General features: G+C 48.4%; 24 protein-coding genes and 1 riboswitch. Of the genes, 5 read left to right on the top strand and 19 right to left on the bottom strand.

Going from position 1 to position 21,643, the window contains the following annotated elements; all coding sequences use genetic code 11:
- Positions 1 to 63: 63 nt before the first annotated feature.
- From IQ294_RS10355 to IQ294_RS10335, 4 genes are all read right to left on the bottom strand, one after another.
- On the bottom strand, positions 64 to 498 hold the full coding sequence (locus tag IQ294_RS10355; protein ID WP_203333975.1) for a DUF2269 family protein: 435 nt from the start codon (positions 496 to 498) through the stop codon (positions 64 to 66).
- A gap of 310 nt (positions 499 to 808) precedes the next feature.
- Positions 809 to 1,435: a cell wall hydrolase gene (locus IQ294_RS10345; protein ID WP_203333973.1), complete on the bottom strand. Its 627-nt coding sequence runs from the start codon at positions 1,433 to 1,435 to the stop codon at positions 809 to 811.
- A 165-nt stretch (positions 1,436 to 1,600) separates the two neighbouring features.
- Positions 1,601 to 2,131, bottom strand: coding sequence for a dihydrofolate reductase family protein (locus tag IQ294_RS10340; RefSeq protein ID WP_203333972.1), 531 nt, complete (start codon positions 2,129 to 2,131; stop codon positions 1,601 to 1,603).
- Positions 2,132 to 2,165: 34 nt separating this feature from the next.
- A complete protein-coding gene (locus tag IQ294_RS10335; protein ID WP_203333971.1) occupies positions 2,166 to 2,453 on the bottom strand; it encodes a hypothetical protein in 288 nt (95 codons plus the stop codon).
- Positions 2,454 to 2,602: 149 nt separating this feature from the next.
- Between IQ294_RS10335 and IQ294_RS10330 the strand changes: the two genes are divergently transcribed.
- Entirely contained in the window at positions 2,603 to 3,103 is a 501-nt protein-coding gene (locus IQ294_RS10330; RefSeq protein ID WP_203333970.1) for a metallophosphoesterase family protein, read from the top strand.
- 95 nt (positions 3,104 to 3,198) lie between these two features.
- Here IQ294_RS10330 and IQ294_RS10325 read toward each other — a convergent pair whose 3' ends face one another.
- The gene (locus IQ294_RS10325) at positions 3,199 to 3,585 is read right to left on the bottom strand and encodes a hypothetical protein (RefSeq protein WP_203333969.1); all 387 of its coding nucleotides are present in this window, start codon (positions 3,583 to 3,585) and stop codon (positions 3,199 to 3,201) included.
- Positions 3,586 to 3,748: 163 nt separating this feature from the next.
- On the opposite strand from IQ294_RS10325, the gene IQ294_RS10320 reads away from it, so the two are divergent.
- The gene (locus tag IQ294_RS10320; RefSeq protein ID WP_203333968.1) at positions 3,749 to 4,945 is read left to right on the top strand and encodes a DUF3238 domain-containing protein; all 1,197 of its coding nucleotides are present in this window, start codon (positions 3,749 to 3,751) and stop codon (positions 4,943 to 4,945) included.
- 259 nt (positions 4,946 to 5,204) lie between these two features.
- Here IQ294_RS10320 and IQ294_RS10315 read toward each other — a convergent pair whose 3' ends face one another.
- The 4 genes from IQ294_RS10315 to IQ294_RS10300 all read right to left on the bottom strand — a co-directional run bounded on the left by IQ294_RS10315 (position 5,205) and on the right by IQ294_RS10300 (position 7,697).
- Entirely contained in the window at positions 5,205 to 5,603 is a 399-nt protein-coding gene (locus IQ294_RS10315; protein WP_203333967.1) for a thiol-disulfide oxidoreductase DCC family protein, read from the bottom strand.
- Positions 5,604 to 5,656: 53 nt separating this feature from the next.
- The gene (locus IQ294_RS10310) at positions 5,657 to 6,019 is read right to left on the bottom strand and encodes a nuclear transport factor 2 family protein (RefSeq protein ID WP_203333966.1); all 363 of its coding nucleotides are present in this window, start codon (positions 6,017 to 6,019) and stop codon (positions 5,657 to 5,659) included.
- A gap of 108 nt (positions 6,020 to 6,127) precedes the next feature.
- Positions 6,128 to 6,676: a TraR/DksA C4-type zinc finger protein gene (locus tag IQ294_RS10305; RefSeq protein ID WP_203333965.1), complete on the bottom strand. Its 549-nt coding sequence runs from the start codon at positions 6,674 to 6,676 to the stop codon at positions 6,128 to 6,130.
- A 67-nt stretch (positions 6,677 to 6,743) separates the two neighbouring features.
- On the bottom strand, positions 6,744 to 7,697 hold the full coding sequence (locus IQ294_RS10300; protein ID WP_203333964.1) for a phosphotransferase family protein: 954 nt from the start codon (positions 7,695 to 7,697) through the stop codon (positions 6,744 to 6,746).
- Between the two features lie 159 nt (positions 7,698 to 7,856).
- On the opposite strand from IQ294_RS10300, the gene IQ294_RS10295 reads away from it, so the two are divergent.
- The 3 genes from IQ294_RS10295 to IQ294_RS10285 all read left to right on the top strand — a co-directional run bounded on the left by IQ294_RS10295 (position 7,857) and on the right by IQ294_RS10285 (position 10,511).
- Positions 7,857 to 9,161 carry a cytochrome P450 gene (locus IQ294_RS10295; RefSeq protein WP_203333963.1) on the top strand — a complete coding sequence of 435 codons (1,305 nt, stop codon included), beginning with the start codon at positions 7,857 to 7,859 and terminating at the stop codon, positions 9,159 to 9,161.
- 75 nt (positions 9,162 to 9,236) lie between these two features.
- A riboswitch (PreQ1 riboswitch) is annotated at positions 9,237 to 9,284 on the top strand.
- A gap of 90 nt (positions 9,285 to 9,374) precedes the next feature.
- Positions 9,375 to 9,869: a preQ(1) synthase gene (gene queF, locus IQ294_RS10290; RefSeq protein ID WP_203333962.1), complete on the top strand. Its 495-nt coding sequence runs from the start codon at positions 9,375 to 9,377 to the stop codon at positions 9,867 to 9,869.
- Positions 9,870 to 9,881: 12 nt separating this feature from the next.
- On the top strand, positions 9,882 to 10,511 hold the full coding sequence (locus IQ294_RS10285; protein WP_203333961.1) for a queuosine precursor transporter: 630 nt from the start codon (positions 9,882 to 9,884) through the stop codon (positions 10,509 to 10,511).
- Positions 10,512 to 11,047: 536 nt separating this feature from the next.
- Here the strand turns inward: IQ294_RS10285 and IQ294_RS10280 are convergent.
- From IQ294_RS10280 to brnQ, 10 genes are all read right to left on the bottom strand, one after another.
- Positions 11,048 to 11,881, bottom strand: a complete 834-nt coding sequence (locus IQ294_RS10280; RefSeq protein WP_203333960.1) for an endonuclease/exonuclease/phosphatase family protein — start codon at positions 11,879 to 11,881, stop codon at positions 11,048 to 11,050.
- 115 nt (positions 11,882 to 11,996) lie between these two features.
- Positions 11,997 to 12,752 carry an endonuclease/exonuclease/phosphatase family protein gene (locus IQ294_RS10275; protein ID WP_203333959.1) on the bottom strand — a complete coding sequence of 252 codons (756 nt, stop codon included), beginning with the start codon at positions 12,750 to 12,752 and terminating at the stop codon, positions 11,997 to 11,999.
- Positions 12,753 to 12,866: 114 nt separating this feature from the next.
- Positions 12,867 to 13,631 carry a MerR family transcriptional regulator gene (locus IQ294_RS10270; protein ID WP_203333958.1) on the bottom strand — a complete coding sequence of 255 codons (765 nt, stop codon included), beginning with the start codon at positions 13,629 to 13,631 and terminating at the stop codon, positions 12,867 to 12,869.
- Between the two features lie 179 nt (positions 13,632 to 13,810).
- On the bottom strand, positions 13,811 to 15,550 hold the full coding sequence (locus IQ294_RS10265; RefSeq protein WP_203333957.1) for an ABC transporter ATP-binding protein: 1,740 nt from the start codon (positions 15,548 to 15,550) through the stop codon (positions 13,811 to 13,813).
- 67 nt (positions 15,551 to 15,617) lie between these two features.
- Positions 15,618 to 16,184, bottom strand: coding sequence for a GNAT family N-acetyltransferase (locus IQ294_RS10260; RefSeq protein WP_203333956.1), 567 nt, complete (start codon positions 16,182 to 16,184; stop codon positions 15,618 to 15,620).
- A 22-nt stretch (positions 16,185 to 16,206) separates the two neighbouring features.
- Positions 16,207 to 17,418, bottom strand: a complete 1,212-nt coding sequence (locus IQ294_RS10255) for an MFS transporter (protein ID WP_203333955.1) — start codon at positions 17,416 to 17,418, stop codon at positions 16,207 to 16,209.
- Between the two features lie 104 nt (positions 17,419 to 17,522).
- Positions 17,523 to 17,828: a DUF3817 domain-containing protein gene (locus IQ294_RS10250; RefSeq protein WP_203334223.1), complete on the bottom strand. Its 306-nt coding sequence runs from the start codon at positions 17,826 to 17,828 to the stop codon at positions 17,523 to 17,525.
- A 152-nt stretch (positions 17,829 to 17,980) separates the two neighbouring features.
- Positions 17,981 to 19,183, bottom strand: a complete 1,203-nt coding sequence (locus IQ294_RS10245; RefSeq protein WP_203333954.1) for a class I SAM-dependent rRNA methyltransferase — start codon at positions 19,181 to 19,183, stop codon at positions 17,981 to 17,983.
- 411 nt (positions 19,184 to 19,594) lie between these two features.
- A complete protein-coding gene (locus tag IQ294_RS10240) occupies positions 19,595 to 19,966 on the bottom strand; it encodes a SpoIIAA family protein (protein WP_203333953.1) in 372 nt (123 codons plus the stop codon).
- Positions 19,967 to 20,108: 142 nt separating this feature from the next.
- Positions 20,109 to 21,482 carry a branched-chain amino acid transport system II carrier protein gene (brnQ, locus tag IQ294_RS10235; RefSeq protein WP_203333952.1) on the bottom strand — a complete coding sequence of 458 codons (1,374 nt, stop codon included), beginning with the start codon at positions 21,480 to 21,482 and terminating at the stop codon, positions 20,109 to 20,111.
- Positions 21,483 to 21,643 lie beyond the last annotated feature (161 nt).

Below are 21,643 nucleotides of genomic sequence, written 5' to 3'. Positions count from 1 at the left end.
ATGACAATAAAAACTGGCGGCCGACTCATATTCGAGTCGGCCGCCAGTTTTCGTTTATTGCGTTTATTGCCATAGAGCCGGTTTGTCGACCATGAACCACAGCATCAATAATAACAGCCCGATGTAAATCCATAGCGAGCGCCGCAGTTTATCCGCCAGCGCCAATTGGTCGGCTTCCGGTTCAGTGAATTTTTTCAGCACCGGGGAAAATGCCCGTGCGAGAAAAAAGACAGATGAAAACATGACCGCTACCGTCATTAAAATCCACGGGCTGTTCCATGGCCAGGGCCCCTTCCAGGCCATCAGCACACCGGATACGACCAGCACATGACCTGCATGCATCACCAGCCGGACCGCGGATTTAAATGTAATGAGCAGCGCCTGCAAAGATCCTGCATCGGCCGCTCCGATACGTTTTGTCATGGGCAGCAACACAAAAAATGGCCCGATGGATAAAGCTGCACTCATGATATGTGCATATAAGATTATCGTATACATCCTTTTACCTGCCGCCTTCCATAAGCTCTTCATTCATTATAATTGAGACGATCCGCAAGCAACAGGATTACAGCCGGCCAAAAGGGTTCGGGCGCCTGCGATGCAGAGACAGGAGCACATATTTTGAATCCATTTCGAAGCTATCCCGGCAGTCAGCACCACGACGTCCTGTCCCGCCGATTGTCTGATCTGCGACGACAAAGATCACGTCATCACCCAAGCGAAAGCAGTCTTCTTCAATAAATGGCGGATGCGGGGTCTCTCCATAGAAAAAAGACCACTTCGTGTGGTCTTTTCCGTTTCCATCCGCTTATTCTGCAAAGAAATGACGGCCGATCTGGGTCAGTACTGTCCTGGAGAATATCCAGTCATCGCTGACACCTGCCGGGTTATAATAATAAACTGCTCCCATGGTGGGGTCAGCTCCGTCCATCGCTTCTTTTACGGCGTCATAAGCACTTTTATCCGGCGTCAGCAGGTACTGATCGTCGTTGACGGCTGTAAAGGCGTTCCGCTGGAAAATGACTTCTTCGGTGCTGTCCGGGAAATCCGGAGATGCGATGCGGTTCAATACAACCGCCGCAACACCGACTTTGCCGACAAAGCTTTCACCTCTTGCTTCCCCGTGCACGATTTTTGCCATCATTTCAACATTCTGCAGTTTCGCTCTCGTCATCGGGCCAATAATGCCTGTCGGCGGCAATCCATAGTCTTCCTGAAATCTGGTGACCGCATTATTCGTAATGACATTAAAGTATCCAGTGACATCTTCCTCGTAATAACCCATTCGCCCCAACTGCGCCTGTATCTCATCGCCGTCATCTACGATCGGCCCGGCAATCCTGTTCGGTGCCGCACTCGATTCAGAAGGTGGCAGACATAAAAAAATGACAGCCATTACTGCCCCGCCCATTATATTCTGTTTCAATAAATTCATAGTCCCTCTCCATTCCGCAAACGTTATCGCATGAAAAAACCATCGATAGAAGTTTTGCCCTCTACCTAAAGTTCCCTATGAACCTCTTTTTAAACATTCAATAACAGATACAAGGGAAATCCATGGATGCCCGGCGGCAGGATTTCCCTTGAGTCTGTCCTCTTTTCACTTCATTACGTAATGCAATTGAGCAAATTCACCGTAACGTTTTACTTCTTTTAACTTAAACTCGGTCATAAGATCGGATTTCCGAAATAACGGAATTCCTTTGCCGATGATAACAGGCGCGATGGAAATGATAAATTCATCGATCAGGCCCGCTTCGACAAAATCAGCCAATAATTCAGATCCGCCAATCACCCAAATATCTTTTCCGGGTTGATTTTTCAGTATTTCAGCGAAAATCGGGACTTCCGTATTCGTAAATTCAATGTCCCCTGAAACAGAAGCGGGCACCGAACGTGAAAATATATAGGATTTGAGCCCGGTGTAAGGATATTCGTCTTTTTCCATCTCCATGACCCAATCATATGTCCGCCTGCCCATCACCACCGTATCAATGGTTTCCATGAATTCCGCGTAGCCGGCATCCCCTTCGCCCTCAACTTTAAAAAGCCAATCCAGCGAATCATCTTCAGTGGCTATATATCCGTCCAGACTTGCAGCTATATAGCAGACGATTTTTCTGTTATCCATCTTGTCATGCCTCCTGAAAGTAACGTGGTTCCATTTACTTTCCGTTCTCGAGCTCCGCTATTTTCCGGTGTGTCTGCGGGAAACCATTGGCCTGCCATTCCGAACGGAAAGCGGAATCCAATTGGGTCAAGCCGATTTCTGCATCGTCATAATCTGCATTCACACTTTCTTCGCGGTCGACCGTCACACTATTGCGCATATCGTTGTCTTCATAGACCCATACTCTTTTACCGCTCTTTTTTCTAAGTGACTGAAACAGGATGATACCGCCGGCAAATGCCGATCCTGCAAAAACAAGTTTATTTAAATTCTTCTTATTCATTGATATCCCTCCACTTGATAATACGCTCTTTCTGTCTAACTTCCCTCCATTCGACAATATTAACCCTGCCGGATGTGCAGCCGCACATTTAGACGCGGCCTCCATTCTTTGATAAAGTAAAGGAAATTCAGTTCATCGGAGGCAATTAAATGAAGAAAATCGTCATCTTGTCTGACACCCATATACCCGTGAGAGCAAAACAGCTGCCGGACATTTTGCTGAAAGCCTGTGAAGAAGCGGATTTAATCCTTCATGCCGGTGACTGGCAGACGCTCGACGTCTATTTCGAACTCTCAGCTTATGCCGAAACAATTGGGGTTGCCGGAAACGTCGATCCCTGGGAAATTATCGACCGCTTTGGCAAAAAGAAAATTTTGGCGGTGGATGACGTGAAAATCGGCATCACCCACGGAGACGGCACTGGCAAAACCACCGAACAGCGTGCATTAGCCGCTTTCACAGATGATGACGTGGACCTGGTCATCTTCGGTCATTCGCATATCCCCGTGATGAAAGAGCTGAATGGCGTGACCTTGTTCAATCCTGGCTCACCCACTGATAAACGCAGACAGATTCAATACTCCTTCGGTATGCTGGAAATCGGAGAAACCTGGAAATTGGAGCATATTTTTTTCGACAAGGAGGAGTAAAGCCATCTAAAAACCGGACCGCAGCAGCTGCAGGTCCGGTTTATTTATTGTTTATATTTATATATTGGCAGTCGATCAAGTCATGCCTGGTTTTCTCATTTGGATTTATCCACCGTTACAAGCGGGTGGCCGGAATTTTCGAGGCAGTTTTGAAGAAACGTGATGAACCCTTCTATATTCTCACGAGAAATATAGGCCATTTCCATATAACTTCCATCCGTAAAACGGATCGTCAGGTTCACTGTCCCCTGCAGCTCGTCTTCAATATGTCCGACTTCGGCTAGAGAGGCCTCAAGTACAGATGGGTCTTCCCCGTTGCCGCCTTTGAATAGTAAAAAGCCATCACTCGCTGCAAGCAACCCTTTACTGCCAGTCAGTGTGGTACTGCGGTCTGTATGCAAAACTCCATAAACCCAGTGGTCGATCGAAGCGTTCGGCTTGGTGTTCTTCATCTCGTCGAGCAATTTTGCCGGATGTGCCATGTAAACGCCCCCATTACTGTAAGTATTTCCATTATACCCCTCTCTATGCCGTTTGATTGTTTAGTTTCTGTTACAAATGTTTCATTCTTACTAAACAATGGTTCAATTATCTTGAATACAGGGTATTGAAGAGAAAGTTCAACAGGAAAGGTGGATCAGACATATGCGGCTGGAATTGGATTTGCTTGAACAAACGGATACTTCTATTTTCTTTGTCTGGACGAACACGGGTGATACTTGCCGGGTCGAGAGGGATGGAGAAACTTTATACAAAGGCACAGAAAACTCCTTCAAGGACGAAGGGCTGAATCCTGGTGAATTATATATCTATACGATTGAACGGCTCGATTCAGACGATAAAGCGGTCGAACGCATTAAATTGCAGACAGGCACTGAGAATTATGTGGAAGATTTCGTCAACCGGCTTCAGCAGATTACTGTCAGCACCATCCTTTCAGATTCAAAAATCGCGTTGGCCTGGGGCGAAGTTGGCGGGATTGAAAGCTACGATATCTACCGGGACGGGGAGCCATTGGCAACGACCGATAAAAATCAATATACGGATTTCACAGCTGAAAAAGATGAGCATTATACGTATTGGATACGTGGAAAGCGGCCGCTCGAACGTTCGGAAGAGGACATGCGGACGGAAAAATCACTTATCGCCTCTTTTTTCGGGCTGATCAATTTCCGGTCTTCTCCGGAACAAGCTGCGGAAGAAGAATTTTGGATCATCAAACGGGTGGGCAGCCGGAAAGAGCTTCTGGCCGAAAAGCCGACCAAAAAAGATCAGATCGATCAGCCGGAATGGGAGCTGCGCTATATGACTTTCCTGTCGGATGACATTCTGCCAAATCCAAGTCCGATGTCTCCCAACCGTTTCTTTAAAGGGGACGGCCGCACTTTTGATCCAAATTCAAATGATTTCAGAACCCGTGTCGATTTGAAAGTGCGCTTCACGGAAACCGGTGCTGAAGTCGTTTGCGACAAAGAAGTCGGAACGACCATCGCCTATAATTGGCGGAAGAAATTCCGTAAAGCCGACGTGGCTTCTGCAGAAGGGATTGTATTGAAGGAAGCAAAAGAAGACCGGCATAAAATCGGCATCGATTTAAAGCATTCTGTCGGCAACCCGTTAGTCACTTCCCCCAATATCGACTATCAGCTCGCCGCCACTTTCTACAGAGTCGGTGTATATGATATTATCGGCATCCATGACCAGGCGCCGAACCACGAAGTCTATATGAAAAGTTCCAGCGAGGCCGAATGGGGGCAGATCCACGAAGCAGAAGATAAAGGCTTGTCCTGGATGGCGGATCCCATCGCCTGTCAGTATTGGCGGATATCGAACTTTGAGTAAGAAAAGCGACGGCGCCCGTTAAGCTCTGAAAGGCATAAGACGAACCGGCAGAGTGGCGCTCTTTGCCACGGCAGCCGGGATGGCTTATGACCCGAAGAGCTGGGCAGCCTGAGTCTGGACACGAGAAAAGCGACGGCGCCCGTTAAGCTCTGAAAGGCATAAGACGAACCGGCAGAATGGCGCTCTTTGCCACGGCAGCGCCGGAGTTTGATCACTAAAAAGCCCGTGCCGGAAAACTTATCCGGCACGGGCTCTCATTTTATTTATCCAAAAATCGTTTGCGGATGTGCGGAGGCGGCAGCATGCAGCTGTTCAGCTTGCCGAACACCTTGTAGCGGTTGTTTGCGATGATGTCATATGCCCCATCACGAATTGCAGCTGGGAATGGCCGCAGATGATAAGCCAGTTTCCAGAGGCCTGTCAGGTGATGCGAAATCCGCAGTGCGCCTTCCGATTTTACATAAGCTTCACCATTCTGTATCAAGACCAGACTGTCTACATCGTCCGGGATATTGTATTCGCGGGATAGTTTTTCACCGACTTCACTTTGCAGCGAAGCAAAATGGAAATAACCGGCCGGATCATGATTGATGATGAATTGGACACTCGAATCACAGAAATTGCAGTCGCCGTCAAATAATACTATTGCATGTTCCATCGTCTTTTCCTCCTCTGCAAAAAGTCTCTTCTCTATAAATAGCCTTTCTGATTTCATCCTAAACCCGCCTGCCCCGTTAGCGTACCCTGATGAAAAAATAATTTCCAGCCGGTCGCCCGTTTTTTCCATACCGAACTGCGGTTGCTGTTTCTGCCGGTCGTGCGGTTTTCAATGCGGTAAGTCGTGAGAACTGCTTCATCTCCGAGTAGGTGCATCTGAAAATCCATTATCTCCATATCATCCGGCTCCAAAGCATGGTCTCCGTCATATTCCGCACGCAGAAATATCCTTCCGCTGCTGCCGAACTCGTAAAACTCATCATCCAGCACTTTGCTGAGCTTTTCCTTCGATACGCGGACGTCCGGCCTGATATGGCTGCATTCCAATTCGTAAATCTCCTGTTCCAAATTGCCCATCCGTTGCCCACCTCACTATATTTCCCGGGAAATGTGTTAGTTCGTCCAGTTTAGCCAAGCTATCCAAAAAAAGAAATGTCCCGGCAATTGAATGCCGGACATTTCTTATCAGCCTTTTTCGTCTTCGCCCTCACCATCGTAAAAATCACCCATCTGCTCGTCATCTCCCGGCTGATCCTGCGGGCCATCTGAGGAGCCGAAACCTTCCACATCTTCAAAACTGTCATTATAATCCCGGATTCTGCTGTCTTCTTTTTCAACTGGCTGTCCTGTGGAACTTTCCAGTACGTCTTCTTCGACCGGACGGCTTTCAAGATCCAAATCGCTTTCCGCGTGATCGATGCAAGTCAACGCCGTCGGAAGAGCTTCCATCCGTTCATAAGGGATTTCCTTGCCGCATTCCGCACATTTCCCGTATGTTCCATCTTCAATCGCCGCTAAAGCTGCTTTAAGGTCCGTTATTTCTTCTTCCTTAAACTGCGTCAATGCCATTCCTCTTTCCTGATCAAAAAGATCTGTGGCATTATCCGCCGGGTGGTTGTCGTAATTCGAAAGCTCAGTTGTTTCAAATTCCTCTGTATGCTCCACCCGCTCTTCAAGCTCTGCCAATTGGTCAGTCAATTGCTTTTTCAGTTGTTCCATCTGTTGGTCTGTCATGCCGATTCCTCCTAAAAAACTACTTGTATTGTATATTTCCTAAATCGGAGAAATCAAACCTGCCAGCTCATTCATCAAAACGCTCGAGCAGGGTCAACAGATACTGGTCCAGCCGGTGCCGGATCAATTCATCGGACAAGCCGCTCATGCCGAGCGCCGTCCAGCCGCTATAGACTTTTGGCGGTCCATCGAGGATATCCGTCAGCGATACCAGATCCCAATAAGGATCATAGGCAAAAGCAGGGCCGGCATGACGCATGTAACATTCCAAAAACTCATCAGCTGTCGCAATGCCGTGTGATTGGGCTAAATTGACCCGGCAATGGCCGACATCAACTCCGGCGGGCCCCACACAGGCATTGACCCAATCTACAACTCCCGTAATCCGATTTTCTTCCCAAAGTATATTTGCCGGATGGTAATCACGATGGATGAACCGGAGTGGGGCAGATGGTCTGACCCCTGCCACCACAAAGAATGCCCGCATCCACTCTGCAGGAAGTTTCGACCATAATTGTTTTTCCAGCTTTAGCGCATCGTTATAGGAATAATATTCAAAATTGAAACCTGTTGTTTCCACTGCGTGGATCCCGGCCAGCTGTTGGGCCATTCCGTCCAGCCAGCTATCTAGATCTGCCGCGTTCAAGAGCGGCTCTCCCGGCAGCTTCGACATCAGCACCGCCGGCATACCGCAAAACTCCCCAGACTCATCTCCATCAATAAATTCAGGCGTCGCTATTTTAGAGAAGGCTGCCCGCTTCAGGCTTTCACTTTCATGTCTGACGAGATCCGGTTCCTGCTGCAGCCATTCCTTGTTATGAAATAGCCGCAATATCAGCGCTTCCTGCCCGCTCTCTGCGGTGAACGGAATTTCAAAAACCAGTGAAGACGCACCTCCGGGCATGCTCTTTATTTGATCGGTGTCGATTTTTTGTCCAGTGCTATTTTCAATCCATGCCAGGCTCTGTGGCGTCGGTCTTCCAGAATTGTATAAGTTGATGGAACTCACCGCTTTCTTCATGCATGATTATTTTTTAATTCCCTTTCATCTTATATCACTTCAGCATAGGCGTCGCCTCTCCGCAGCCTGTGTTTAAGCCAAGCCAGTGCGGGTATGGGTTTTTATATAAACCTAATTGTTTTTAGCCAGTTCATATAATCCGAAGGAGGAAATAGATTCATGCGAGTAAAAAAGCCGATTCCGAGAGCAAAAGAATTCGACAGCACCCTGTCTTTGATCAACGAAGGATTCAACTTTCTGCCGAGCCGACGCAAAGAATTGAAATCAGATATCTTCGAAGCACGTTTATTGGGTAAAAAATCCCTTTGCATCGCCGGGGAAGAAGCGGCTGCCGTCTTTTATGACAATAAATACTTCAAACGGGCTGGAGCGGCGCCGAAACCGCTGAAAAAGACCTTACTCGGAGAAGGCGGACTGCACGGGCGTGACGGAGAAGACCACCATCATCAGAAGCGCATGTTTTTGTCCATGATGACGCCAGAGCGTCTTGAGGATATGAAGCGGTTGGCCATTGAGGAGCTGGACCGAAAAGCTTCGCAATGGGAAAGCATGGATGAAATTTTATTGCTGGATGAAATTGAAGAAGTTTTGGCTCGTTCCATCATGAACTGGGCAGGGTTGCCGCTGAAAGAAAGCGAAGTGGAGCAGCGGACCCTGGAACTTGTTGCAATGGTGGATTCTTTTGGCGGTATCAGCCGCTTCAAAGAAGGAGCGGAAGCGCGGAAAAGCCATGAAGCCTGGCTGAAAGGCATTATCCGGGATATCCGGTCCCGGGTTTATTCACCCCCTTCCCATACAGCCGCTTATATTGTGGCAATGCAAAAATCACCGGATGGCGAATTACTCGACCTTGATGTCGCTGCGGTCGATTTGAACAATGCTTACCGGCCGATCATCGCAGCAGCCTATCTGATCGTCTTCGGAGCGTTGGCGATCCATGAATATCCGGACATGAAACCGAAATTGCAGGCCGATGAAAATAATTTCAGCAAGCTTTTCGCCCAGGAAGTGCGCCGTTATTATCCGTTTGCTCCAGCGATGGCGGCAAAAGCGAACCGCGATTTCGTCTGGCATGGCTATCATGTGAAAGAAGGCATGCTGGTCGTATTGGATCTGTTCGGTACGAACAGGCATCCCGACCATTGGGAAAACGCCGATGAATTCATACCGGAACGCTTTGAAAACTGGAAAGGCAGCCCGTTTGCTTTCGTACCGCAGGGCGGCGGCGATGTCCATGCCGGCCACCGCTGCGCAGGCGAGTGGATGACGGTGATGGTCATGCAGGCATTCTTTAAATACTTGACGGAAAACATCACCTACACCGTGCCGGAACAAGATTTAAGTTATGATATGGCGCGGATGCCGACGATGCCGAAGAGCCGTTTCATCATCAGGAATGTCGTGAAAATCCGGCAGTCGCATGATAATATCATCAACCACCGACACAGCCAGACGGTCATGTAAAATAGAAAAGCGAAGCGGGATTGACAGCAATCCCCTGTTCTTATAAGATGAATGAGGAAATTAAATAACCCGGCAACGGGAGAGGTTCATAGCATTTCACCCTCTATAAAAAACTATGGATTTTGAAACTCAGCCGAATCCACATGCGATTCGGCTTTTTCTTTTCCTTTTTTATAGCCTCTTCCGAAGCCCAATTCAAGGAGGCTTTTTTTAATGGCAGGAAGAAACGAAGATACATTGGATCATTTAACGCTGCTCGGCAATCAGGATACCAAATATAAGTACGAGTATGCACCGGAAGTGCTGGAAGCGATCGACAATATGCATACGCGGGATTATTTCGTGAAGTTCAACAATCCGGAATTCACATCGCTGTGCCCACAGACCGGCCAGCCGGATTTTGCGACGATTTACCTGAGCTTCATTCCCGATAAAAAACTGGTTGAAAGCAAATCACTGAAATTGTATTTCTTCAGTTTCCGCAATCACGGCGACTTCCATGAAGATGTCGTCAACATCATCATGAACGATTTGATCGACTTGCTGGATCCCCGTTATATCGAAGTATGGGGCAAGTTCACTCCGCGCGGCGGCTTATCGATCGACCCGTATACGAATTACGGCAGACCTGGAACAAAATATGAGGAAATGGCATCGTACCGGATGATGAATCACGACATGAATCCCGAAACGATCACCAACCGATAAGGGGCCTGGACCATGTTACTTTATTTGAACGGCGCATTTGTCGGTTTATTGATCCTCTCCAACATCCTGGCGGTGAAATTATTCAGCATCAATGAATGGCTCGTACTTCCGGCAGCCGTCATCGTCTATGTTTTTACATTCCCGATAACGGATACGATTGCGGAAGTCTACGGGAAAGAAGCTGCCCGCAAAACGGTTTTTGCCGGATTTATCACCCAGCTTGCCGCGCTGGCGTTTATCTTTTTCGCCATCCATTTGCCGGCAGCTCCATTTTTCGGCGACCAGGCTTCCTTTGAATCCATCTTTTCAGCAGGCTTCCGTGTCACTTTAGCCAGCCTGGTTTCTTATTTCATCAGTCAGAACCTGGATGTGACGATTTTCCACAAATTAAAAGAGCGTCACGGCGAATCCAGGTTATGGGTCCGCAATAACGCTTCGACGATGGTCAGCCAACTCGTTGACACGACGATTTTCATCACCATCGCATTTGTCGGAACCATGCCGACTGGCGCATTGATCGCCATGATCTTCACGCAATACCTGTTCAAATGGGTTGTCGCAGCTGCAGATACACCACTCGTCTATCTGCTCGTCAAAATTTGCCGCCGCGAAAAGACGGCTGGACATGCAGTTTACAGCTGACAAACAAAAGGGAGAGCCCCGATGGCTCTCCCTTTTTAGGCTGTCAAAAAACATAATCTTCTGTAACCATTCCGCTGCAGCCGGACGCTTTCCGCAGGGAGCTGCCTGAGCCTCCTCGTCGCTTCGCTCCTGTGGGGTCTCAGGACTAGCTCTTATTCCTGCAGGAGTCGCCGCCTGCTGCTGCATTCTGGATCTGTAGAAAAAAGCTATATTTTTCTCAGTAAACCCACATATGCAGATTCGCTCTTTATAGAAGATTATTGAGATATGGAGCAAAACAGCGAAGACTCCCTTTCGAGTGAAGTGTAACGAGTCCAAGTTAGCTCAGCGCGAGCCAAGCGCGGCCCAGGCTCCTCCGGCCAGCGCTTTGCGACGAAGCTAGCGTTAGCGATGCAGGGACAGGGACAGAGACAGGAGCACGGGTTTCAGGAAAGCGCAGCTATTTTGCGCAATATCGTTTCCTTACTTCCAACTCTTTCTCAAAAAATAAAAAGAGAGCCCCGATGGCTCTCCCTTTTTACGTCTATATAGAGTCATCAGGCTTTTGCTTTTGAACGTTTTTCTTCCGCCGGCTGACTCTGCTTTGTTCTTGCCAGCACCAAATCCGCCACGATCGGCAAGTGATCGGATACATCGGTTGAAATCGCCGCTGTCTGCATCACTTCCAGCTCCGGGCTGATGAAGATATAATCGATGCGGGTGACCGGTTTTAAATCGACCCCCGTCTTGATGTATGAATAATTCGCTGGATATGTGTAAGCATCCCCGTTCTTCATTGCCAGAAAAGAGTCTGTAAAATGACGGCCCATCTTCTGAATCGGCGCATAAAACGGCGGTGCGTTGAAATCCCCCATGATGATGCATGGAAATTTACTTTTCTCTGTCAGAGCCAAAATTTCGTCGACGCTGACTTTCAGTTCTTCATCTTTCAAGGAAAGATGGGCATTGAACACATTGACCGCCCTGTCATCGATTTCGATGACCGCTTCCAGTACTCCGCGCTGCTCATCATTTCCGTACCATTGTTTTACGGGTGTCATATGATGATTTTTCGTATAAGTTATCGGATATTTACTTAAAATTGCATTACCGTATTGCTGGTTCGGCTGCCCCGGCTCATCTGAGACAAAATCCAGATTCGCTCCGTAAGCGGTATACATGCCAAGCCGTTCCCCCAGCCATTCCACCTGGTCCATAAACGAACTGCGTTCTCCAAAGAATCGATCGACCTCCTGCAGGCCGACGATGGTTGCGCAGGAATCTTCTATAACAGCAGCCGTTCTTTCAATGTCTGTAACTCCATCCATTCCTAATCCGTGGGCGATGTTAAAAGACATGACTTTGACAACCGGCAGTTTCCTGTTTTTCATGAATTGCTCTCCTTTTCTATGGGCAAGCTTTATTTACTGGATTAATTTCGACTTCAGTATAGCAAGTCCCACAGAGAAATACTGTATCAAGGGTGTAAAGTTTTGTAAAGGTTTGTTAAGCTTCCGGAGGAAATTTCAGAATAGCAAGAATTGGCCAATGATCAGATGCTTCTGTTTCGATTCTCTCCATGGACAGGACTTCCCAGTGCCTGCTGCAGAAGATATAGTCGATCTTTTGCCCATGATCCCCTTCTTTTTTATACGTTTCCGGCTGCTCGGCAGCTGTTTCAAAAACATTATTGAGCTCTTCTTCCACCCGTTTGATATGGGGGCTATCCGGTGCTGCATTAAAATCCCCCGTAAGGATTGCCGGCAGCTTTTTCTGGCGGATAATTCCGAGCAGCTCTTCAATATTCAGCTTCAATTGCTTTCGGTTCAATGAAAGATGTGTATTGAAAAACGCAATCGACTCCCCCTCCACTTCTATTGTCGCTTCCAGCAAACCGCGCTGCTCGCTTTCCGACCCCAACTCCAATTTTTCCAGCAGGTGATTCCGGTAACTTTTCACCGGGTGCCGGCTGAAGGTCGCATTGCCGTATGCCTGCAAGGGAAACCGGTCGATCGATGGATACGCAATCAGGTTCGGGCCGAAAGCGGCATGCATGCCGAGCCGGTTCGCCAGCCATTTGACCTGGTCTGTGAAATCGGTGCGATCCGAGAAGTTTTGATCCACTTCTTGCAGTCCTGCGATATCGGCTCCTGACTTTTCGATGACAGATGCAGTCAGTTCCAGATCGAGGCTTTCATCCAATGTCAGACCTGAAGAAATATTAAAGCTCATTACGCTGAGCGTTTTTAATGTCTCCGCCATCGGCACAACTCCTTTTTAACAGCTTTTCCCTGTCAGCTTCAGATGAAACTAACAGGAGCAATTTATTGCAAATAAATAAAAGCCGGTTGCGAACAAGAAGCTCGCAGCCGGATCTTATTGGTCCAAACCTGTATAAATCAGTATGGCGTCCCTTAAAAACTTCGCGCCGCCTTCACACGCTTTCTCGTAATAAGCAGCAAAGCGCTCATCATCGACATACATTTGCGCGAGCCCGGCATGTACTTCCTTGCTGTAGGACGGCCAAGTGAAATTCAGCCATTCTTTATGAAGTGCCGCCGCTTTCCGGGCCAGCTCTCCAGCCGGATCTCCCGCCTTACATGCTTCCGCTAATGTTGACAGCACTTCCTGCTCAAGACGCCGGAACTCTTCATATTTCTCTTCGCTCATATTGAGCATTTTCGCATTCGACTTGTCGACTGCATCGTCGCCGTATTTCCCGCGGATTTCTTCTCCATACTGCCGCTCGTTGTCATCGACCAGTTTTTGCTTGAACCCTTTGAATTTTTCATTGTCAGCCATTGTGCTCTTCCCTTCTGCTGCAGAAATCGTGGATTCCACATTAATGATCAGGAGATCCAGCTGCCGGCGCCGGGCGAGGAGTTTTTCCCGGTGCATCCGGAGTGCCGCCGGTCCGTCGAAGGAAGGATCTGAAATGATTTTCCGGATACTGTCCAGGTCCATCCCGAGTTCACGGTAGAAAAGAATCTGCTGCAGCTTATCGACTTCTTCCCTGCCGTATATCCGGTATCCCGCTGAATTTTTCCTGGCCGGTGCCAATAACCCGATTTCGTCATAATACCGAAGCGTCCTTGTACTGACTCCCGCCAATTTCGCCAGCTTCTGAATGGTATATTCCATCTCCTCACCTCCTGATAAAGTGAAATTTCATTCAGTGGGTGTACTTTTCCACTGAATGTTAGTTGAACCGATCGGGCTTTTACAGCCAGTTGACATCCCACTTCTTAAAGTGGGGTTGTTGTTAATGCGGGATAAGTCCACGTTACACCTTTACGCAACGTCAAGGTCAAGCATAAAATCTACGTCAATTGCTGTTCGGCAAATTCGCGGTAAAGCGAGTGGGATGCAGTCAATTCTCTATGTGTCCCCATTCCGGTCACACGGCCTTTTTCAATAAAGATGATTTTATCGGCATCCACGATGGTGGACAGGCGATGTGCAATCACAAGCGTCGTGCGCCCTTCCATCAGACGGCTGAGCGCCTGTTGGACAATCCCCTCTGACTGGCTGTCGAGGCTTGCCGTCGCTTCATCCATCATCAAAATTTTCGGATCGCGCAGGAATGCCCGTGCAATGGCGATCCGCTGGCGCTGTCCGCCAGACAATTTGACGCCGCGTTCCCCCACTTGTGTATCCAGGCCGTCCGGAAATTCCCTGATGAAATCTTCGGCATATGCCATGCGCGCGACATTCCACAATTCTTCATCCGGAATATTCTCTGCGTCCGGCAGCCCGTACGTCAAGTTGGCGCGGACCGTTCCGCCCATCATTGCCGATTCCTGGGACACGTAACCGATCTGATCACGCCACGCATTCATCGAAAGTTCCTGAATCGGCACATCGCCGATCAGGATCTGTCCCTGTTGCGGTTCATAAAAGCGTTCCAGTAAACCGAACACGGTCGTCTTGCCGCCGCCGCTCGGTCCGGCGAACGCGATCATTTCGCCAGGCTGCGCTTCAAAGCTTACATCCCGCAGCACAGGCTCCCCGGTTTCATAGGAAAATGTCACGCCGGAAACACGCAGCGCCTTGCCGGAAATGTCCATTTCCTTGCCCTTTTGCCCCTCTTCAAGAGGCAACTCCAGAATCCCGATGATCCGCTCCGTCGCCCCTTTCGCTTTTTGAAGTTCCGTAAAGAACATCGCAAACGTCGTAACGGGCATGATGATCTGGAATAAATACAGAAGAAATGCCACAAGTGAACCCGTCGACATCGTGCCTTCCGCTACACGTATCCCGCCGTAGCCGATGATCGTCACAATGACCGCCATCATCACCACATACATGAGCGGCGCAATGATCGCATAGATCTTCGCTTCTCTCATACCCGTCTTGAATAGCTGTTGAATACCATTCAGGCCTTTACGCTCTTCCACCATTTCAGCAGTGGAAGATTTCATCAGACGGACTTCACTGATCGTCTGCTGGACATGGCCTGTGAATTCGGCGGTCTCATCCTGCAGCGTCCGCGAAATTTTAGCCATGCGCCGGCCAAGAGGGATCATGATCAATACAGTGACAGGCACAGCAAGCAGCATGATCAGCGTCATTTTCCAGTCAAGTATCAAAAGAATCGTAACAGCACCGACAATGGACACGATGCCTGTGATGAAGTTCGGGAAATGGTCGGTGATCAGGTTTCTTACTACACCCGTGTCACTGACCACCCGGCTGACCGTCTCACCGCTTGCATGCTGATCAAAATAGCCGACCCGCAAGCGGATCAAGTGAATCCACATCTTGTCGCGCAGACCCGCCACAATCCGCTGCCCCACTTTACTCAGCAAGTAAATCGATACGCCATTGATGATGGCCTGGATGATGAATGCGGCAACAATGCCGATGACCAGCGGGGCACTTAATGATTCAACCGAAAATCCATCGACCAGATTTCTCGTCAATAACGGCACAACAAGGCCGACAAGCGTCGTGATCAAACTTGCGAGCAAACCGAAAATCAAAGCGGCCTTCGGTAGTTTCAATGATAATATCAGGGAAATGAACGGCTTTAAACCGACTTTCTCTTCTTTTTTCTCCATAATTTCAGACCCCTGTCGTTTTTTATTCAGCTTAGATGAAGAAAACGTTCTCTGGATGATAATTTCATTATTGGCATTTGGCGTAGATGCATGTATCCGTCAATCTTTTCCCGTCTACAGACATCTCATCATTCTTCAGAACACCTTCCAGCGTATAGCCCAACTTCTCAGGAACTGCACGGCTTTTCACATTTTCCGCATCACAGCGGATTTCAACCCTCCGGCAGCCGAAACCGGTCAGCGCCAAGTCCGTCAATGCACTTACCGCTTCCATCATATAGCCTTTTCCGCTGTGTACAGTGGAGATCCAGTAGCCGATCTCCATTTTCGGGATTTCCCATTCGATATCATGAAAACCGGTCGTGCCAATAAATTCACCCGTTTCTTTATCAAAAATCAGGTAGCGCAGGTTTTCACGTTTTAAAAACAGGATATGCGACTCCATCGCATTGATTTCAGTATCCTGCGGTGTCGGCTCTTCCTGCGCAAAACCGAGCCATGGCTTCAATTCATCCATTGATGCTTTTATAGCTGCATTGACGGCTTTGCCGTCACCAGCTTTCGGCATACGCAGTTTCAACCGTTCAGTAAAAAATTCCTCCGGCACTTCCGGCAACTCCTGTTTTTTCTTCATCCAACCCTCATCCTTCCCCTTATCAAGCTGCTTTAACTTTTCGATCCTTCGGCAATCCAAGTCCTGCAAGTCCGAGAATCGGCAGGAATGAAACGACGACCATCGTTTCATAAACCCCGATCGAATCCATCAGGATACCAATCGCAACGCCGCCGATCGCACCCATTCCAAAAGCAAGGCCAACCGTGAGGCCCGCCATGGTGCCGATTTTGCTCGGCACGAGTTCCTGTGCGTAAACGACAGTCACAGAAAAGCTGAGCATGATGAAAAATCCGATCAGCCCGAGCAGAAGCAAAACTGCGAACAGCGGTACATACGGGAGAACCAAAGCAAGTGGAATCGGCACAAGCAACGACAGCACGATGACGTTTTTGCGTCCGATCCTATCTGCCAGCGGTCCGCCAAAGAACGTGCCCGCCGCACCCAGACCAAGAAACAGGAAGATATAAAGCTGTCCCTGCCGGATGGTCAGGCCATAAGCCTCCATCAGATGAAAAATATAGAAGCTGGTGATATTCGTCACGTAGAAAGAGCGGGCAAAAATGATGACCAGCAATAAAGCCAGCGCAGTGCCGACCTGTTTCCGCGTCATTTCCGGCAGGGATGACAGCAGTATCCGCTTCACTTTCTGCAATTTCTCCAGTTCCAATTGCTCTTTATACCAACGTGAGATCTTACTCAAAATGAAAATGCCCAGAGCTGCGACGAACAGAAACAACGCAGCACCTGTTTGGCCGAGCGGTACGAGTATGAAAGCGCTGATGAGCGGTGCCAGGGCCTGTCCGGAATTTCCCCCGACCTGGTAAATCGATTGGGCAAGTCCTCTTTTCGGACCCGCCGCCATGTAGGAAACGCGCGAGCCTTCCGGGTGGAAGACAGCTGAGCCGAAACCGAGGAAAACGACGGATACGAGTATCATCCAGTATTCTGTCCCAAAAGCGATGCCAGCGATGCCAGCGAACGAACTCGCCATGCCGATGGGCAAAGCATAAGGCATCGGCTTTTTATCGCTGATATACCCGATGACCGGCTGCATGAATGAAGATATGATATTCAATACAAAAGCGATCAGGCCCAGTTGTGTAAAGGTCAAGCCCATGCTTTCTTCAAGAATCGGGAACATGGCCGGGATGACCGATTGCAGGGAATCATTCAGCAAATGGCAAGCGCCGATTGCGAACATGACCGGATATACCGGATTTCCCGCCATAGATGTCTTTATTGCGTTCGCCATTGCAGATCCTCCGTCACGGGTTTATTTATGTGCAAACACTGATTCTTCTATTATAAAACAGTTGATAAACAAAAAGACACCTGGGGAACTCATCCCCAAGTGTCTTATGCAGCTTTCATTTGCTTCCAGTTTTCAAGTTTTCTGTCCAACACGAAATTACCGAAAGGGATAAATGCCACTGCTATCGCGCCGACAGTAAAGCGGAACGGCCATCTTACGGCAAATGTAGCATAAATCGTGATCAGTACGTAAACAGTAAACAGGCCGCCGTGAACGGCACCTACCACACTGACCACTTCAGGCATACCGAAAAAGTATTTCAACGGCATCGCGATAAATAATAACAGCAGCAGCGAGCCGCCTTCTATGATTCCCATAAAACGAAATTGATTTAATGCATTCTTCAATATCTTCTACTCCTCACTCACTTATATCCCCATTATAGGAGAGAAGCTTCTGGCACCACAAGCGGACGGCATAAAAATGGCACAGAAAAAACCGGCAGGCCTGCAAAGTTTCGCCACATTTACCCTCACGCAACGTAAGAGTCTGGGCTGGCGATTTAGATTCGTTCACCCAGTTTCACAAACAGCACTTTCAAATAATTGCCTTCTGCAAATTTCGGATCAACCCGGAAGTCGGCTGGGAGTGAACGTTCTTCAACGATGCTGTATTTTCTTCCAAGGTCCTTGAACGCTTTATCAATAAACACTTTGAATTTTTTCATGCCGAACGAAGCACTGTTCGTCGAAGCGACGATGATTCCTTTGTCTTCCGTGATGGCAATCGCTTCTTTCATCAGGTTCGTATAATCCTTCGATGTGCTGAACGTATATTTTTTTGAGCGTGCAAAGCTCGGCGGATCGAGGATGACCACATCGAATTTCAGTTCTTTGCGTTTGGCGTATTTGAAGTAGTTGAAAACGTCCATGACGAGAATATCCTGGCTCTCGTAATCGATGGCGTTGACGCTGAATTGCTCAATCGTCTTCGCGGAGCTTCTTTTGGCCAGATCGACGCTTGTCGTCTTACTTGCCCCGCCCATTGCCGCTGCTACAGAAAATGCCCCCGTATACGAGAACGTATTCAGGACCGTCTTTCCGGCTGCATAATTTTCTTTGATCGCCTGCCGGACTTCACGCTGATCCAGGAAAATTCCGGTCATTGCTCCGTCATTCAAATAAACCGCATAATTGACGCCGTTTTCTTTGACGATCAATGGGAATTCTCCGCGCTCACCTGTGACAAAGTCATCATCTTCAATATATTGGCCTTTGGTATCGAAGCGCTTTTTCTCATAGATCCCTCTGAACTCAGCTATATTCTGCAGCGCAGCCACCAGTTGTTCTTTGAACTGATAGACGCCTTCGCTGTACCAGCTGATCAGGAAAAATCCATCATAATAATCGATGATGACTCCCCCGATGCCGTCACCTTCGCCGTTGAACATACGGAACGCTGTCGTTTCCGGATCATCGAACATCCCCGCGCGATGGCGCAGCGCACGCGTCAGTCTCCGTTCGAAGAATGCCTGATTGATCTCTTCGGTTTCATCGCGTGTCAGTACCCAGCCGATGCCTTTGTTTTGATTGCCGTAATAGCCTTTTGCGACAAAACGCCCCTGTCTGTCCTCCAGTTTCAGGATAGCCCCTTCTGTTGTCAACTGGCTGCTATCCTCCAGCGAATCTTTCGTCAATAGCGGATAGCCCGCTTTAATGCCTTCTTTGTATTTATCATTCAATGTAATTGCCAGTTCCTGTTTCATCTATGATCATCCCATCTGCAAAAGCTCTTTTTTATCCCGTCTCAACGGTCAGCGGAAAATGCAGCCCCGCTGAATGGCATTTCTCTTCATCTTATCTTCAGTGTAATACAAAGCTTGCCGCAAAACACTCTTTCCATAGGAAAAGCGCCTCACACTTTTATAGTGTAAGGCGCTTTTCTTATTGTCCAGACTCCGGCGGCCCAGCTCTCCGGATCCTAAGCCGGCTCAGCTGTGCGGCTGAAAAGATGCCGATTCGCTTTTCCGTCTTATGTCTGTCAGAGCTTAACGGGCGCCTTCGCTTTTCTTATTGTCCAGACGCCGGCGGCCCAGCTCTTCGGGTCATAAGCCCGCCCAGCTGCGCGGCTGAAAAGATGCCGCTTCGCTAGCTTCGTCGCAAAGAGATGCCCCAAATTACATTTGGCTCATCTCTTCACTGATCCATTCCCAGCCTGCTTCCATCTGGTCGATGCCGAAATGCTTCGTTTTGACCGAAGGGAGCAGGTCACCCGCTTCGACAAACTTCTCAATCTTTTTATCATCGCTGATGACAGCCAGTTTATTGTACTGACTCCAACGTTTCACATCAATTTTCATCTCTTCCACCAATGCTTTAAAAGAAGGGCCCTCAAAATAATAAAGGATGGCATAGACGTTAAATTCTCCTTTATCGGCAAACTTTTCCTGTATAACTTTATCAAGTTTCAGTAAATCGTCTTCGTTTACCCGACCTTCGATTTCAACAGCAATAGTTTTCATGTCTTTACTCGGCACTAGAGTCAGCATCTTTTTACCCCTTCCTGAATATTATTGTATTATCCTATTCCCTAATCTATCCTCGTCAAACAGGGGTTGGGGAGCAGCATTTCCCCCAAATTAAAAACTGTTTCGGCACCCTCGGGTTACGGAACAGTTTGGATGCACCTTTTTAATGGTTTGGATGGTTTGCTGAGACCGATCCCTCTTTACTGCTGAAACGGGCAATGATGCCAGTGATGAGAATAGCCGCCAAAGCCGGCAGCAGCCAGCCGAGCCCTTCATTGTACAAAGGCAGATTGGCAGCATAAAAGTCGATGATCCCCTGCAGCCAGCCCGGGTTTTCCACTTCAATCGAATCTGTAAGGGCTTTCATGCCATCGATGATGGCGATGAAAAAAGTGACAATGGTAACCGTCGCATACACAAATCTGCGGTGTTTGAATAATGGGGACAGAAAAGCGAGCAGGATCAAAACGATAGCCAGCGGATACAGGAACAGCAGGACGGGAATTGAAAAAGCGATGATATTGGCAAGCCCTGCATTCGCGACAATCAATGAAAAAACAGAAAAAATCACGACAAAGATCTTATAATTGATCCTCGGCATCAGCTTGTTGAAAAATCCGGCATTTGCCACGATCAGTCCGACGGCTGTCGTCAAACAGGCCAGTGTGATGATGACTGCCAACAGCAGCATGCCGAATGTCCCGAAATAATGGGAAGATGCTCCGCTTAACACAGGTCCGCCTGTGTCGAAAAAGCCCAGCGTGTCAGTACTTGTAGCTCCCAGATAAGCGATTCCGCCGTAAACGGTGGCTAATAGCGCAGCCGCAATTATGCCGCTTTTCATCGTCGCCGCCAGGACACCTTTTGCCGAGCTCACTCCGAGTTTACGGACGGAGGAGATTACAATGATGCCAAAAACGAGGGATGCGAGTGCATCCATTGTGTTATAGCCTTCCAGAAATCCGGTCAGGAAAGCATTGTCCATATAATTGTTCTGCGGCGTTCCGATACTCCCCATCGGCATGATAAAAGCGGCCACAAGCAATACCGCTAAAGTTACCAGAATAGCCGGCGACAGGACTTTACCGATCTTATTGACAATTTCCAGGGGATTCAATGACAGCGCCAGCGCAATTGTAAAAAAGATGAGAGAAAAGACAAGCAGCGCAGTTGCACTTGAACCGCTGCCTGTGAACGGCGCGATGCCAATTTCATAGGCCACCGCTCCGGTACGCGGCAAGGCAAAAAACGGGCCGATCGTCAAATACAGCATAGCCGTAAAGATCAACCCATAAATCGGATGGACGCGGCTTGAAAGGTCGCGCAGATCGTCGCTCTTTGAAAATCCGAGCGCTAAAATGCCGAGCAACGGCAGTCCGACTCCGGTAATCAGAAAGCCAAGAATGGCGATACCGACTTCCGTCCCTGCATATTGCCCGAGTTGCGCAGGGAAAATGAGGTTTCCAGCTCCAAAAAATAAAGCGAACAGCATCATGCCGATTATAAGATAAGTTTTAAAGTCCAATTTTGTATCCATCCGGGTTCCTCCTGTGGACGTAAGCATTTAGATTGAACAGTCCTTGCACCTTCTGATTCAATGCATTACATTAGCCATGTTACAAATACTCAAAGTAAAAAGCAACTGATGAAAAGAGCAATTTCAAAAATGTCTGTCTTTTTTAAAAACGGTAAGCTGAA

The organism is Planococcus beigongshangi, assembly GCF_016820495.1.
GTDB lineage: Bacteria > Bacillota > Bacilli > Bacillales_A > Planococcaceae > Planococcus > Planococcus beigongshangi.
This window is presented reverse-complemented; position numbering and strand designations above follow the sequence as displayed.